Annotated in this window: 12 protein-coding genes; 10 read left to right on the top strand and 2 right to left on the bottom strand. The window is 64.0% G+C overall.

Translation table 11 applies throughout. The features are described from left to right. The first annotated feature begins 737 nt into the window (after positions 1-737). Complete coding sequence (locus AAN986_RS16465) at positions 738-1,991, top strand: hypothetical protein (protein ID WP_047219954.1); 1,254 nt, start codon at positions 738-740, stop codon at positions 1,989-1,991. A 329-nt stretch (positions 1,992-2,320) separates the two neighbouring features. Here the strand turns inward: AAN986_RS16465 and AAN986_RS16470 are convergent, their stop codons facing one another. Then, positions 2,321-3,547 carry an MFS transporter gene (locus tag AAN986_RS16470; RefSeq protein WP_047217328.1) on the bottom strand — a complete coding sequence of 409 codons (1,227 nt, stop codon included), beginning with the start codon at positions 3,545-3,547 and terminating at the stop codon, positions 2,321-2,323. A 301-nt stretch (positions 3,548-3,848) separates the two neighbouring features. On the opposite strand from AAN986_RS16470, the gene AAN986_RS16475 reads away from it, so the two are divergent. After that, positions 3,849-4,424, top strand: coding sequence for a hypothetical protein (locus AAN986_RS16475; RefSeq protein WP_016448072.1), 576 nt, complete (start codon positions 3,849-3,851; stop codon positions 4,422-4,424). 45 nt (positions 4,425-4,469) lie between these two features. On the opposite strand, the gene AAN986_RS16480 is transcribed toward AAN986_RS16475, so the two are convergent. Continuing rightward, positions 4,470-5,039, bottom strand: a complete 570-nt coding sequence (locus AAN986_RS16480; RefSeq protein WP_026062195.1) for an XRE family transcriptional regulator — start codon at positions 5,037-5,039, stop codon at positions 4,470-4,472. Positions 5,040-5,053: 14 nt separating this feature from the next. On the opposite strand from AAN986_RS16480, the gene AAN986_RS16485 reads away from it, so the two are divergent. From AAN986_RS16485 to AAN986_RS16520, 8 genes are all read left to right on the top strand, one after another. Beyond that, positions 5,054-5,956: a DMT family transporter gene (locus AAN986_RS16485; RefSeq protein WP_016448074.1), complete on the top strand. Its 903-nt coding sequence runs from the start codon at positions 5,054-5,056 to the stop codon at positions 5,954-5,956. Between the two features lie 976 nt (positions 5,957-6,932). Next, a complete protein-coding gene (locus tag AAN986_RS16490; protein ID WP_227469599.1) occupies positions 6,933-8,390 on the top strand; it encodes a hypothetical protein in 1,458 nt (485 codons plus the stop codon). Between the two features lie 183 nt (positions 8,391-8,573). Then, on the top strand, positions 8,574-9,305 hold the full coding sequence (locus tag AAN986_RS16495; RefSeq protein WP_016448076.1) for a type 1 glutamine amidotransferase: 732 nt from the start codon (positions 8,574-8,576) through the stop codon (positions 9,303-9,305). Positions 9,306-9,416: 111 nt separating this feature from the next. Continuing rightward, the gene (locus AAN986_RS16500) at positions 9,417-10,226 is read left to right on the top strand and encodes a DeoR family transcriptional regulator (protein ID WP_046985480.1); all 810 of its coding nucleotides are present in this window, start codon (positions 9,417-9,419) and stop codon (positions 10,224-10,226) included. A 34-nt stretch (positions 10,227-10,260) separates the two neighbouring features. Next, positions 10,261-11,181, top strand: coding sequence for a substrate-binding domain-containing protein (locus tag AAN986_RS16505; protein ID WP_047217327.1), 921 nt, complete (start codon positions 10,261-10,263; stop codon positions 11,179-11,181). Between the two features lie 59 nt (positions 11,182-11,240). Further along, positions 11,241-12,758 (top strand): sugar ABC transporter ATP-binding protein, encoded by a 1,518-nt coding sequence (locus AAN986_RS16510; RefSeq protein WP_164474681.1) that lies wholly within the window; start codon positions 11,241-11,243, stop codon positions 12,756-12,758. After that, the gene (locus tag AAN986_RS16515) at positions 12,755-13,780 is read left to right on the top strand and encodes an ABC transporter permease (RefSeq protein ID WP_047217325.1); all 1,026 of its coding nucleotides are present in this window, start codon (positions 12,755-12,757) and stop codon (positions 13,778-13,780) included. The genes AAN986_RS16510 and AAN986_RS16515 overlap by 4 nt, the downstream gene beginning before the upstream one ends. A 60-nt stretch (positions 13,781-13,840) precedes the next feature. Beyond that, the gene (locus AAN986_RS16520) at positions 13,841-14,809 is read left to right on the top strand and encodes a sugar kinase (protein WP_047217324.1); all 969 of its coding nucleotides are present in this window, start codon (positions 13,841-13,843) and stop codon (positions 14,807-14,809) included.

Below are 14,809 nucleotides of genomic sequence, written 5' to 3' on the forward strand. Positions count from 1 at the left end.
CAGCAATGCCGACCGCCACATAGAGCACCCCCAGGATGGCCCTCAGGTTCCGCGTGCCGAACCAGGTCGCGGCCATGCAGGGATACAGCGCGATGCAGCTGCCGTTGGCAGTGCCGAACTGGCCAGGGCGATGAAGCCCGTGTCAGGGCCCACAGCCCGCACAGCAAGGCCAGGCCAGGCACACGGAAAGCACCATCAGAAAGCGCAGCGCCCCATCCTGTCGCCCACTCGGCCCAGCAGCAGGATCCCAATGACATTGCCCATGCCGATCAGCCGGTTGCACTGCACTGCAGGCAAGCCTTACTGCCGAGAACACGACCACGGCGTATTGGCACAAGGCCCACAGACTTTCGACGATACGTCTTGAACCAAGACCAACCGGCCGGGATTGGGCTTGTTCGTCTCCAACAGTGAAGCAATTCGCATGGACTGTTCAAGACCATTGACACGGCCAATTGCTTTGCGTCAACCACAGAAAGAGCACTTGGATCTGATGGATTACCCGAACATCAAAGTCGATGCTGATGAAAATACGGAAATCAGGTGCATAGAGATCCACAGATGCAGAGCGGGTGTAAGATGCCGTGAGCATCACTCGATAACCTTGCACTATCTTGAGAGAAAAAACAACCACCCATAGAGAATACAAAGGTTTCCTTACGATATTCTCATTGATATCTCTTATCTATGGGATCTGGATATATGGCAATTGGCCAGGAAATCTGGGCAATGACAGCATGGCCGCCTTGATGGAGGCAACAGATAAAACAGGAAATATATCGGTTGGAAAAACAGCGATATGGATAGGCTTTATCAAGCTGGCACTGGCACTGAACAGCAGTATTGGCACGATCACAACACTGCAGATGATGGTTTCTGCATTCGTTTTCTCCAGAATAATCCACTACATTTACAATAACCACGGAATACTGCGATCTGCCATATTTTTTGCTTTCTTTGTTGCAACACCTCACATCCTGAACTTTTCCGGGATGCTCTACCCGGACGGACCATTTGCCATTTGCGGAATTGGATTTATCTTCGAAATATGGATATGCCTGAGGCGTTCTAAAGTCACATCCTTCTCCGCTTTCGTTATTTTTCTATGCATGCCTTTCGCCATCTTCGCGAGGTCGAATGGGATAGTATTATTGATACCTTTTATATATCTTTTATTCAAAACAGATCGATTCGGCCGCATCATTATCGCCACAATCGGCATTTTCTGGACTCTGACATCCACGTTCCTGACTCTGCATCAAGCAGGAAAGCCACAAGAGGCCACTTATCCATTGGTTATTTTCGAGACAGCCAACTTTGTTCAACCACGCCCGTTTTCCGTGGCCTTCGGCCTGCCTGCATACAATGTCTCCAAGACCACCGTCGAAGTACTTGAAAAATACGGTGGCATTCAGAAATTCAACGATTGGTACGATCGAGACTACTGGGATTCTCTTGTACACCAACCGAACTCACCGAACGTTCTTACAATACTCCCAGAGGACAAGGAGATCCTGATCAAGGAGTTTTCCAGATACAATCTCTGGCACAATATTCCCGCATTCCTGTCAAGCCGGGTCAATGTCTTTATGGTTTCCGCCTTGGCTGATGGCCACTTTCCCACGGCAGAGACAAAGAGCTATGTTCTGAAGAATTTCCAGGATTATTATTCAGAGCTGTCGCCCCCTCCATTTCTTAGCAAATGGATCACCTTTCTCAATTCCATTTCATGGAAATACAGGTTTATTCTCTGGTCACCTTTTTTCGGCATGGCCATGCTGGCTGTTGCCACCATAATGGCATGGAAACGCTTGAAGGCCGACCATCTGGTTATCTATGCTTCTCTAATTCTGCAGTTGTTCGCGATTTTTCTCTTCTCCAGCGCCGGGGAATACAGATATCTATTGACCTACTTCCTGCTCCCGATAGCTCTTTACCCGATGATCTGCGATTTACGCCGCAGCGCCCCTGCGACAACGAAGATGTCTTGATCTGGAGGCAATCGCCTTTCCACGCACCAGCCCACATCGACATCACACAGAGAAGCTTCTCACAGGCGCAAGATTGGCGTGACCGGCAGCCTTCGACATAGCGTGGCCAGGCCCACTGCGTCCTCAAAATCGATCACGCTGCGGCCATCCGTGCTAGCCGCTCGCCATAGAGCTTTTTTCGAGCTTTGATGGGCATACTGACGGCATCCGCTTTCCGCCGAGCCTGAGGTCTTTCTCCTCCCTCCCTCTCAATACTTCTCAGGCACGCCCCCAGGGCATCGGCTTTTCCATACCCGGGCCCGCAGCCATCTGGTTCGCGGGCCTGCCTGTCAGCCCCTGCCATCACGCCCGGCGCATTCGGCACGCCACACCGCAAGAGCCGACAGCGCGGCACTGCCACCCGCCAGCAGGATGGATGGCGTATAGCCACCCCAGACATCGAACAGCCAGCCTGCCAGGCTGCCCCCAGCCACGGCAGCAATGCCGACCGCCACATAGAGCGCCCCCAGGATGGCACCCAGGTTCCGCGTGCCGAACCAGGTCGCGGCGACAGCCGGATACAGCGCGATGCAGCCGCCGTTGGCCGCGCCGAACACCAGCGCGAAACCGGACAGTGCCACGAAGCCTCGCGCCATGGCCCACAGCCCGCACAGCACTGCCAGGGACACGGTGAGCACCAGCAGAAAACGCAGCGCCCCCATCCTGTCGCCCAGCCGGCCCAGCGCAAGGCGCCCCAGCACATTGCCCACGCCGATCAGCCCGATCAGCCCATTGGCCTGAGCGACAGACAACCCCTGCTGGCGTGCCAGCGGGTTGATGTGGATCAGCGCCAGGAACAGGCCGATGGAGCCCAGAAAGATGGCCGCGAAATACCACCAGAAACGGGCCTGCCGCGCCGCCTGGGCCAGGTCCATGCCCTGGGCGGACTGCCCGGCGGCAGGGTCACCCGAAGGCGGCACGCCGTCGGGATGCAGCCCCAGCTCCTCAGGCCGGCCGCGCAGGACCGCCGCCGCCAGGCCAGTCAGTGCGATGGCTGCGGCATATACCTGCATTGTCAGTTGCCAGGACGGGTGCTCCATGAGTGCGCCCGCCACCACGGGGCCGAGCAGCGTGCCCAGCCCGGTGCCCGCCAGCGCGATGCCGGAGGCAGAACTGCGCCACAGCACGAACCAGCGCGCAATGGTGGAGACGGCGGGCACATACACCAGGCCCACGCCCAGGCCGACCAGAATGCAGAAGGCGCCCAGGAACAGCACCAGCGATGAGGACAGCAGGCTGCTGGCCACAAAGCCCAGCGCCAGCAGCACGATGCCGGCCGAGGTGACGGTGCGTACCGAGGTCCTGTCGCTCCAGGCCCCCGAGAACACGCCCACGCCGTAGTAGATCAGGGCAGTCAGGGAAAAGATGGAGGCCGTGGAAAAACTGCTGGCGCCAAACTGGGTCTGAATGCTGGCAAAAAACGCCCCGAACGAATAGGCCGCGCCAAAGATCAGCGCCAGCAGCACATGGACGGCGCCCACGATGTACCAGCCCCGGAAAAGTCTGCCTCGCCTCATTTGCATCTCCTTGGTATGGGATGACTTTAGTTGTCTATACATGCTTAGACATTAGGTATCAACCCCAGGAATACAGAGCAAAGAGCGAAATTGCAAGGACGGCGCACCTGCAAGGCCGGCAGCATTCCATAGCCGGTGTATGGGAGACAAGGCGTTGTTCAGAGGGACGGCCGCAAGGGTGCATGGGCTGGGGCCATCGCCTGTGGCAATCCATGCCTCCTTGCGCCCAGCCGCTGAGCATCTATGATCGCCACGAAGAATCGTTTTCTTCCTGCATCCGTTCACGGGCTGCATTCTCTCCATGCGCAGATCTTCTCGCCGACAGCTTCCCTCGCCCGCCCGCACGGTACCGGGCACCGTGCCCGGCGTTTTGCAGCGCTTGGCTTTCTGGAGCCTCATTGCAATCTTGGCGTGCGCCCTAGGCACTCTTTCCGTGGCTCATCCGGCTGCCACAGCTCTCACAGTCACTGCATTGGTCAGTTGCGGAGCATGGTCGAACAACCGCGAGAAAACCAGATTGCAGGCGCTTGCCGCCACCCGCAACGGCGAGTCGATCTGCGGCTTCGCCCGTTCCTTCGATTTGCGCAGCACAGATCCTTTGGTAATCCGCGCTGTGTATGAACAGCTTCAGGAAGAACTGCTCAGCTACCAAAAGAGCTTTCCTGTCCGCGGATCCGACCGGCTTGAGGAAGAGCTCGGCCTGGACGGTGATGATCTGGACATGAGCGTTGCGACAGCCATTGCACGTCGCTCGGGCAGGTCACTGGAAGGCACGCAGTCCAACCCCTACTACGGCCGCGTCATGACTGCATCCGATCTTGTGTATTTCTTCAACGGCCAGTCTGAAGTGGCACCGCAGGCCACCGCATTTCACTGACGACGGTACCTTGCTCAAAGCACGGCACAGACCGCTGCAGCGCCCTCAGGAAATCACATTCCGAATGAACCGCGTCACGCCTTCGTGCAGGTTCACGTAGGCGTAGTCCTGGGCGCTGCCGTAGATGGCGTAGTCGCCGGCCTCGATGGTCATGGGGCCTTCGCTCAGGTCTACCAGCAGGCGGCCTTCGACCACGACGATCATCTCGTGCCAGCCTTCCGGGTCGGGTTCGGCCTGGTAGCGTTCGCCGGGGCCCAGGGACCAGGACCACAGCTGAGCCTCGCGCGTGGCGGGCACGCTGCCCAGCAGCATGGCTTGGCTTTCGGGCCGGGTGCCGCGCCAGGCCATGGCGTCCATGCGCAGGCGCTGCGCGGCCGGGTCGCTGACGATTTCTATGAAGCTGGCGCCCAGCGCATCGGCCAGCCGATCCAGGCTGGACAGGCTGATATTGGTGTCGCCGCCTTCCAGCTGCACGACCATGCGCCGGCTCAGGCCTGCGGCCTCGGCCAGGGCCGCCTGGCTCAGTCCTGCACGCTGGCGAAGGCGGCGCAGGTTTTCGCTGACGAAAGCCAGGACATCGGAGCGCTCGCCAGCGCTGTGCAATATATTTCTCATATGATCTGCGCAATATGTTGCACACGTCATCTTCTCACAGTTCGCGCACGCCGCTGCTCAGCCGGCAGGAGCTGGCCCTGATCGCCGTCACCATGGTCTGGGGCGGCACTTTTCTCGTGGTCCATCTGGCCATGCAGCACAGCGGGCCGCTGTTCTTTGTGGGCCTGCGCTTCGTCACGGCGGGTCTGATCGGGCTGCTGGTGTTCCGCAAGGTCATGGCCGGGCTCACGCGCACCGAGCTGGTCGCAGGCACGGCCATCGGCGCCAGCATCTTTCTGGGCTATGGTCTGCAGACCTTCGGCCTGCAGACCATCAGCAGCAGCAAGTCGGCGTTTCTGACCGCCTTGTATGTGCCCATCGTGCCCCTGCTGCAATGGCTGGTGATGGGCAAGCCGCCGCGATTGATGAGCTGGATAGGCATCGGCCTGGCCTTCACGGGCCTGGTGCTGGTGGCGGGGCCCGAGTCCGGGGGAATGGAGTTGAACGTGGGCGAGATGGCGACCATGCTGAGCACGCTGGCGATTGCGGCCGAGGTGCTCCTGATCGGGCATTTCGCGGGCAAGGTCGATGCGCGGCGCGTGACCACGGTGCAGTTGCTGGCGGCCGGCACCATGGCGCTGCTGGCCATGCCCGTGGCTGGCGAGTCGGTGCCGGATTTCTCGTGGATCTGGCTGACGGCCGCCGTGGCCATGGCCTGCGCCAGCATCCTGATCCAGCTGACCATGAACTGGGCCCAAAAGTCCCTGTCGCCCACGCGTGCGACCGTGATCTATGCCAGCGAGCCGGTCTGGGCCGGCATCGTGGGACGCATGGCCGGCGACCGGCTGCCGGGGCTGGCCATCCTGGGGGCAGTGCTGATCGTGGGCGGAGTGCTGGTCAGCGAGCTGCGCCTGGGCAGGCAATCACCCAAGCCGTAACGCACCCCGGCTGCGCCCCCGGCGTGCTGGGCCGCACCTGTCCAACCCTGCCGCAAGGCCACAGGCGAATTGCTGCGCAGGACAAACAGCGGGGGGCATGCCAACCGCCTTGAAAGCCAGGTCAGGACACTTCTCAGAAGCTCTTGAAAAACGGTATTTTCATAATCAATCAGAAACATCCGATCTCAAATAACCCATTCCTAGGATAAATCCCATTTATTCAATAATCCTAAGACGACTCTGAAAATCCGATTCCCATCAAAAAAATCGATACAGAACCCAATCAACCCTTTAGATTCCGATTTTGAAAACAGGCAAGCCATTCATCGGCTTGATGGTCATTCAATTCAGGAACTCATGAAAGGGCGATGGAATGCAAAAGCATGGCACGGGGAATCGACGGAAATTGGCCGGCTTTACGGCGGCAATGGCAGCCAGCTGCACAATCGTTTTGGGGACGGGTGGCACCGCATGGGCCGCCTCGGCAGGGCAAGGTCGCGGCTATGCGCTGGAAGCGAAGGCCGGCGTTTCATTGGTAGACCTCGGGCTGGATATCCCGCTGGTAGATACCGGACTGCAAAGTGCGCCGCCGGCGTTCAATGTCTCCGGGAAAATGCTTGCTGCAGACATCGGGACCGCCACCGACAGCTTGATTTCATTGAAGGCGGGGGTGCTTTCGGCAAGCACCGGGAGCTCGCTGGCGCAAAACCGCGTTGAAACAACCGCAGGCATCAGCGACGTCAACCTGTCAATCGCTGGCGTCGTGGCCATCAAGGCCGATGTGCTGCAGTCCCAAGTGCAGGCAACCTGCGTCAATGGCGCCGTCCAGCCCACCGGGGCCGCGACCATCGAGAATCTGGGCATCTCCGTGCTCGGCGTCCCCATCTCAATTCCACTGAATCCATCCCCCAATACCGGACTGAATGCCGGAATCCTGGAAATCGTTTTCAATGAGCAAACTCCCGTGGATGGGGGAATGGAAGTCAATGCCCTGCGCATTGGCGCAAAAATACCCACCTTCGCCGACGTCAACCTCGTCTTCGGCCATTCGCAAGCCTCGCTTGCCGACTGCACCGCAGTGGAAGGGGATACCACGCCACCTGCGGTAGACATCACCACGTCCCCGGTGATCAATGCAGGCAACCAGGACGCCTACATCGTCGCAGGCAGTTGCACCGCGGGCGATGGCAATGTGAAGGTGACCATCGGCACGGCCCCAAAGTTCGTGGCCATGACGACGGCCTGCAATGCAGCCGGAGCCTGGACGGCACCGGCTGCCAATGTGGCCAGCCTGCCCCAGGGTCCGGTGGACATCACGGCCATCCAGACCGATGCGGCCGGCAACACCGGCACGCGAAGTGTCATCACCACCAAGACCACAGCCGCAGCCACGGACACGACGGCACCCGTGGTCGCGGTAGTCAACGCAGCCGCGATCAATGCCGGCAATGAGCACGGCTACACCGTCTCGGGCACCTGCACGGCCGGCGATGGCGATGTCAGGGTGAGCATCGGCACGGCGCCCAACTCCGTGGAAGCCATCGCAGCGTGCGGCAGCAACGGCCAATGGACCACTGCCGCCACCGACCTGGGCGGGCTGCCTGCGGGCACGGTGCCCATCCAGGCCAGCCAGACCGATGCGGCTGGCAATACAGGGACCGCCAATGTCTCCGTCACCAAGGCAGACACCACGCTGCCTGTGGTCACAGTGGGCACCGCGCCCCAGATCAATGCCGGCAACCAGGGCGCCTACATCCTCTCTGGCACCTGTACAGTCGGCGCAGGCAACGTCACGGTGACCATAGGCACGGCGCCCGACGCGGTGGTGGCCACTGCGCCCTGCGACAGCAATGGCGATTGGACCACCCCCGCCACCGACGTGAGCGCACTTCCTGCGGGCACGGTGGGCATCCATGTGGCTCAGACCAATGCCGCCGGCAATTCGGGCACGGCCGATGCCACGGTCACCAAGGTCGATACCACGCCGCCCACCACGCCCTCGGTCACGGTAGTGAATCCTCCCCCGATAGACGCGGGCAACCAGGGCGGCTACATCCTCTCTGGCACCTGCACGGCCGGCGGTGGCAGCGTGACGGTGACCATCGGCACGGCACCCAAGGCCGTAGTGGTGACCGTGCCCTGCGATGGCAATGGCCACTGGACCACTCCTGCCACGGACGTGAGCGGCCTGCCCAAGGGATCGGTGACCATCACGGTCACCCAAACCCAGGCGACGGGCGATGTCGACTCAAGCACTGCGACCACCATCAAGACCACGCCTGGCGCGGGCGATGCCCCAGGCAGCGACTCCGTCGCAGCCATCCCCGTGGGCGGGGCCTGGGCCTCCCTGCTCCTGCTGGGCGCGGCGGCGCTGGGACTGCGCCGCCGTGGCAGGCAGCCGGGCCCGCAGTGCTCCGGGCGGCACCACGATTGACGTAGTTGCCACCATCAAAGGCGCCACGGCCGTGGCGCCTTTTTGCATTGGGCCTGCGCAAGGCATGGGGCGGCCTTGATGCGGCCTTGATGGCGTTGTGCGCAAACACAATCCGCCCTTGAGGCAGCCGTCCCTAGAGTCAAGGCCTCACAACAAATGGCTTCCCGATGAAGCCGCGCCGCCATGAGACCTGTCGCCATCCTCCAGCACGAATCCACCCAGGGCCCCGGCGTTCTGCGTGAACACCTGGAGCAGCAGTGCATTCCCTACCGAATGTTGCAGCCCGCCCTCGATGGAAGAGCCCCTGTGCATGCCGCCGACTACAGCGGCATCGTGGTGCTGGGCAGCAACCATTGCGTCAACGAGGGCTTGCCCTGGATGGAGGATGAACAGTCCCTGCTGGCCGACGCGCTGCGGCATGACGTTCCCGTGCTCGGCCACTGCTTCGGCGCGCAGATGCTGGCGCGCGCCATGGGCGCCAGGGTCTGGCGCAACCCCTGCCCCAACATTGGCTGGAGCCGCATCTGGGTGACGGCCGCCGCCCAGCAGCTCATGGACCTGCCGCGCGAGGCCACGATCTTCCATTGGCACTACGACACCTTCGAGATCCCGCGCGGCGCCGTGCGCACCATGTACGGCAGCCACTGCCTGAACAAGGGCTTTCGCCACGGCCGGCACTGGGCATTCCAGGGCCACATGGAAGTGACCGCCGCCAGCGTGGCTGCCTGGTGCGCCGAAGGCCATGACGAGCTGCTGCGCGCACGCGGCCCCGCGGCGCAGACCGAGAGCGAGATCCTGCGCCACCTGGACCTGCGCATTCCCGTGCTGCACGCCCTGGCCCACCGCACCTACCGGGCCTGGACGTCACAGCTGCAGCGGCCCGTGGTCGTGCCCCTGAGCGCGGCCAGCCGGTAAACCTTCCAGGCCAGGCAATCCCTGGTGAATACCCTGGGTGCGCTTGACGCAGCTTTTGCGTGCAGGGAAACTTTCGATACGAAATAGAAAACTTTCGAATCGAAAGAATCCATGCAGGAACAAGGCAACAGTTCACTCAAGCGCAGGCTGCAGATCGTGGAGCTGGCGCGCAAGACCGACGAGGTGCGGGTCGAGGCGCTGAGCGTGCTCTTCGGCGTCTCCACCGTCACCATCCGCAACGACCTGCACTACCTGGAGCAGCAGGGCTATGTGGTGCGCGCCTTCGGCAAAGCGCGCTACAACCCGGCCCTGCTCAAGACGGCGGCCGAGCTGCCTGGCGCCCACGCCGCCGCACAAGGCCCGGCACAGGCCCAGGTGGCCCAGGGCGCCCTGGGCTGGATTGAAGACGATGCGTCCGTCTTTCTTGGCGGTGGCCGCATCACCCACCGCGTGCTGCCGCTGCTGGCCAGCCGCCAGGGCATTGCGCTGACGCTGCACGACCTGTCCATGGTGGCGACGGCACGGCAGTTTCTCGATTGCGCCATCCACGTCACGGGCGGCTCGCTGGCCGGCGACGAGCCCTGCCTCATCGGCCCCGGCGCTGAAACGGGCCTGCGTGGCCGGCCGCTGGACATCTGCCTTTTCGAGATCTGCGGCATCGACGAGCGCAACCGCCTGCTGTGCCGCGACCCGGGCGCCGCGCGGCTGTACGCGGCAGCCGTGGAGCACAGCGCCAAGGCCGTGGCGCTGGCACTGGATCTGGACAGCACCTCGGGCGGACACCCGGTCTGTGACATCGCTCAACTCGACGGCCTGTGCGCGCACCAGGACATGGAGCCCGGCGCCTTCGATCTGCTAGAACGCCACCGGCTGCAGGCCACCCACAAGGCCGAGGGCCGCATCGAGTTCGCCAGAAGCTGAGTTTTTCCACAACGACAGAGGGAGGGAGACCGCCATGGACCGCAACACGTTTCTCCGGCGCATGCTGGCCGGCGCATTCACATTCGGCCTGCCGGCCAGCCCGGCGCTTGCACAGCCGGGCCCCGGCCCCGCGCGCACCCTCGGCGTGTCCCTGCTCACGCAGCAGCACCCGTTCTACCTGGAGCTGGCCCAGGCCATGCAGCAGGAAGCCGCGCGGCAGGGGCTGAAGCTGGACCTGAGCATTGCCAACCAGGACCTGGGCAAGCAGATCTCCGATGTGGAGGACTTCGTCAGCAAGAAGGTCGATGCCATCATCCTGTCGCCCGTGGATTCACGCGGCGTCAAGGCCGCCGTGCTCAAGGCCGCTGCCGCCCGCATACCCGTGATCACCGTGGACATTGCGGCCAGCGGGGTGGAAGTGGCCTCGCACGTAGCCACCGACAACCGCGCCGGCGGCGTGCTCGCCGGCCAGCTCATGGCCCGCGCCACGGGTGGCAAGGGCCAGATCGGGGTGCTGCACTACCCGTCCATACAGTCCGTGGTCGATCGCGTGGAGGGCTTCAAGTCGGCCATCGCGGCCTTCCCCGGCATGAAGATCGTCTCGGTACAACCCGGCATCACACGCGCCGAGGCCCTGTCCGCATCGCAGAACATGCTGCAGGCCCACCCCGACCTGGCAGGCATCTTCGGTTTTGGCGACGATGCGGCCCTGGCCGCGCTGGCCAGCGTCAAGGCCGCCAGAAAGCTGGAGCAGGTGAAGATCGTGGGCTTTGACGGCATGGCCGAGGCCCGCGCAGCCGTGGACCGCGAACCGGCCTTCGTGGGCGTGATCCGCCAGTACCCCGACCAGCTGGGACTGCAATCCGTGGCCCTTGCCGCGCAATTGCTGTCGGGCAAGCCGGTGGAAAAACTCCACCCCGTGCTGCCCGGCGTGTACACGGCTGCCGCCAGGTAAATGGACCTGCGGAGCCCGCCATGCCAGGCCCCACTGCACACAGCCACCCAGGCCGTGCCATGCTCGCCGCCGTTGCGCCGCCCCCCATGCTCGAAGCCCGGGCGCTGGCCAAATCCTTCGGCGCCGTGCAGGCGCTCAAAGGCGTTTCCTTCCGCCTGCGCGCAGGCACGGTGCACACGCTGCTGGGCGAGAACGGGGCCGGCAAATCCACCCTGCTCAAGATCCTGGCCGGCGTACACCGGCCCGATGGCGGACAGCTGCTGGTGGCCGGCGCCCAGGCCCGGCTCGGCAGCCCCGGCGATGCGCAGCGCCACGGCATCGCCATCGTTCACCAGGAGCTGAGCCTGGCGCCCAACCTCAGCGTGGCGGACAACCTGTTTGCCGCGCGCCTCCCGCAGCGGGCCGGCTGCGTGGACCGCCGCGCACTGCGCCGCGACGCCGCCGCGCTGCTGGCCCGACTGGGCATGGACCTGGACCCCGACGCGCAGGTGGCCGACCTGTCCCTGGCCCGGCGCCAGCTGGTGGAGATCGCCAAGGCGCTGTGCCAGCCCGCGCGCATCGTCATCATGGACGAGCCCACGTCCTCGCTCAGCGACAGCGAGGCGCAGATTCTCTTCACCCTCATCGCCCGCCTCAAGGCCGAGGGGCGCGCCATCATCTATGTCTCGCACCGCATGGACGAGATCATGCGCATCTCCGACGAGATCACCGTCATGCGCGATGGCAGCTCCATCTGCACCCTGGCGCGGGACGAGACCGACATCGGGGCGCTGATCGCGCTCATGGTCGGACGCCAGATGCAGGACATCTATCCGCCGCGCGGCCCCGCCCCTGACCGCAGCACGCGCGCCCTGCTACAGGTCCGCGGGCTGGGCCTGGCCGGGCGCTTCGAATGCATCGACTTCGAGGTCCACGCGGGCGAGATCGTGGGCTTCTTCGGGCTGGTGGGCTCGGGCCGGTCCGATGTCATGGATGCGCTGTTCGGCATGCACCGCTGCACGGGCAGCATCCTCCTGCACGGCCGGCCGCTGCGCCTGCGCTCGCCGGCCGACGCCATCGGCCAGGGCATGGCCTTCGTGACCGAGAACCGCAAGGAACAAGGCCTGGTGCTGGACCAGTCCGTGCAGCACAACATCTGCATGGTGCAGGTGCACAGCGGGCGCGGCGGCGCACTGCTCACCGACGAGGCCGCCGAGCAATCGCTGGCCCGCGCCTGCGTGCAGCGGCTGAAGATACGCGTTGCCGGCCTGCACCAGCCCGTGCGCCAGCTGTCGGGCGGCAACCAGCAAAAGATCGTGTTCGCCAAATGGCTGGCCATGCGGCCCCGGCTGCTGGTGCTGGACGAGCCCACGCGCGGCATCGACGTGGGCGCGAAGTTCGAGATCTACGCCCTGATCCGCGAGCTGGCAGCGGCCGGCACCGCCGTCATCCTGGTGTCGTCGGAACTGCCCGAGGCACTGGCCCTGAGCGACCGGCTGCTGGTCATGCGCAACAAGCGCCTGGTCCAGAGCCTGGACACCCTTCATCTGCGCCAGGAGACCGTGATGGCGCACGCCACCGGAGCAGGACTGCCATGAACCATTCCGACCTGGGCCTCCCCGCCACGGGCGCGCCCGAAGAACGCCTTCCCGGCGACCGGCGGTATGACGGCAGGCATGGCTGGCGGCATGCCTGCAAGCCGCTGCGGCGCCATGCCGGCACGCTCATGGGCCTGGCCGGCCTGGTGGCGCTGTTTTCCCTGCTGTCGCCCGCCTTTCTCACGGCCGGCAACCTGCTCAACGTGCTGCTGCAGGTGTCCATCATCGCCATCGTGGCCTTCGGCATGACCTATGTGCTGCTGCTGGGCGAGATCGATCTCTCGGTGGGATCGGTGGTCGCCCTGGCCGGCAGCGCGGCCGGCCTGATGCTGGGCCAGGGCCTGGCGCCTGCCCTGGTGCTGCCCGCCGTGCTGCTGTGCGGCCTGCTGCTGGGCGCGGTCAACGGCTCGCTGTCGGCGCTGCTGCATCTGCCGTCCTTCATCGTGACGGTGGCGACCATGGGTATCTTCCGGGGGCTGGCCTATATCGTCTCGGGCGGCATGCCGCAGCCGGTGGACAGCGAAGCCTTTTTGTGGATCGGCAATGGCGAGCTGCTGGGCATGCCCGTGCCCATCTGGATACTGGCCGCGCTGCTGGCCGCCAACCACTTCGTGCTGGCCCGTACCGTCTTCGGCCGCAAGACCTATCTGGCAGGCGGCAATGCCGAGGCGGCCACCTATGCGGGCATACGGGTGGGGCGGCTGAAGATCGCCATCTTCATGCTGTCGGGGTTGATGGCGGCCGTGGGCGGCCTGCTGCTCACCTCCCGCCTGTACTCGGCCCAGCCCAACGCGGCCATGGGCTGGGAGCTGGACGCCATTGCCGCCGCCGTGCTGGGCGGCACGCGCCTGGCCGGAGGCCACGGCAGCGTTGCGGGCACCTTGATAGGGGCGCTGATGATCGGCGTCATCAACAACGGCATGAACCTGATGAGCGTGCCCTACTTCTATCAGCTCATCGTCAAGGGCAGCGTGATTCTGGTGGCCGTGTGCATCGATGTGCACAGCAGGCGCAGGCGCTGACGCATGGGCCGGCGGTGCAGCGAACGGCGCACGGGGTTTGATTCCAAAGGGAGGGAGAGCATGCAATCCATCATGACCATGGGCGAGATCCTCGTCGAAATCATGGCCGAGCGAAAAGGCCAGAGCTTTCGCGCGCCGGGGCCGCTGGCCGGGCCCTACGCCAGCGGGGCGCCCGCCATCTTCATCGACCAGGTGGCCCGGCTGGGCCACCCGGCCGCCATCATCGGCTGCGTGGGCGACGACGATTTTGGCTGGCTCAACATCGACCGGCTGCGCCGCGACGGCGTGGACACCAGCGCCATCGCCGTGTGCCAGAACGCCGTCACGGGCAGCGCCTTCGTCACCTACCGCGACGACGGCGAGCGCGACTTCATTTTCAACATCACCAACAGCGCCTCGGCCCAGCTGCAGCCCGAGCAGGTCAACCAGGCCGTGCTCAAGGACTGCGCGCATTTCCACGTCATGGGCTCGTCGCTGTTCTCGTTTCGCATCATCGATGCCATGAAGAAGGCCATCGAGATCGTCAAGGCCCAGGGCGGCACCGTGTCCTTCGACCCGAACGTGCGCAAGGAGATGCTGCGCATCCCCGAAATGCGCGAGGCCCTGGCCTACATCCTGGAGTTCACCGACATCTTCCTGCCCAGCGGCCACGAGGTCACCCAGCTGGCCCGCTCGGCCGACGAGGCCGGCGCCATCGCCGAGATCTTCGCGCGCGGCGTGCGCGAAATCGTGGTCAAGCGCGGCGCCGACGGCTGCAGCTACTTCAGTGCCGACGAGCGCATCGACCTCGACGCCCTTGCCGTGGACGTGGCCGACCCCACGGGCGCGGGCGACTGCTTCGGCGCCACCTTCATCGCCTGCCGGCGCCTGGGCAAGACCGCGCTGCAATCGCTGCGCTACGCCAATGCGGCCGGCGCGCTGGCAGTCTCCAGCAAGGGGCCGATGGAGGGCACATCCGGCTTTGCCGGGCTCGACGCGCTGCTGGCACAACAGCCGCAGCACCTGCGGCATGCGGTGATGGAGGGCTGA

It is taken from the genome of Delftia sp. DS1230 (assembly GCF_040112715.1).
Classification (GTDB): domain Bacteria; phylum Pseudomonadota; class Gammaproteobacteria; order Burkholderiales; family Burkholderiaceae_C; genus Comamonas; species Comamonas tsuruhatensis.

Coding starts and splice junctions, on each gene's coding strand:
- AAN986_RS16465 (WP_047219954.1), top strand. CDS start 738: ATGGCCGCCTTGATGGAGGCAACAGATAAAACAGGAAATATATCGGTT.
- AAN986_RS16470 (WP_047217328.1), bottom strand. CDS start 3,547: ATGAGGCGAGGCAGACTTTTCCGGGGCTGGTACATCGTGGGCGCCGTC.
- AAN986_RS16475 (WP_016448072.1), top strand. CDS start 3,849: ATGCGCAGATCTTCTCGCCGACAGCTTCCCTCGCCCGCCCGCACGGTA.
- AAN986_RS16480 (WP_026062195.1), bottom strand. CDS start 5,039: ATGAGAAATATATTGCACAGCGCTGGCGAGCGCTCCGATGTCCTGGCT.
- AAN986_RS16485 (WP_016448074.1), top strand. CDS start 5,054: ATGTTGCACACGTCATCTTCTCACAGTTCGCGCACGCCGCTGCTCAGC.
- AAN986_RS16490 (WP_227469599.1), top strand. CDS start 6,933: ATGGAAGTCAATGCCCTGCGCATTGGCGCAAAAATACCCACCTTCGCC.
- AAN986_RS16495 (WP_016448076.1), top strand. CDS start 8,574: ATGAGACCTGTCGCCATCCTCCAGCACGAATCCACCCAGGGCCCCGGC.
- AAN986_RS16500 (WP_046985480.1), top strand. CDS start 9,417: ATGCAGGAACAAGGCAACAGTTCACTCAAGCGCAGGCTGCAGATCGTG.
- AAN986_RS16505 (WP_047217327.1), top strand. CDS start 10,261: ATGGACCGCAACACGTTTCTCCGGCGCATGCTGGCCGGCGCATTCACA.
- AAN986_RS16510 (WP_164474681.1), top strand. CDS start 11,241: ATGCTCGCCGCCGTTGCGCCGCCCCCCATGCTCGAAGCCCGGGCGCTG.
- AAN986_RS16515 (WP_047217325.1), top strand. CDS start 12,755: ATGAACCATTCCGACCTGGGCCTCCCCGCCACGGGCGCGCCCGAAGAA.
- AAN986_RS16520 (WP_047217324.1), top strand. CDS start 13,841: ATGCAATCCATCATGACCATGGGCGAGATCCTCGTCGAAATCATGGCC.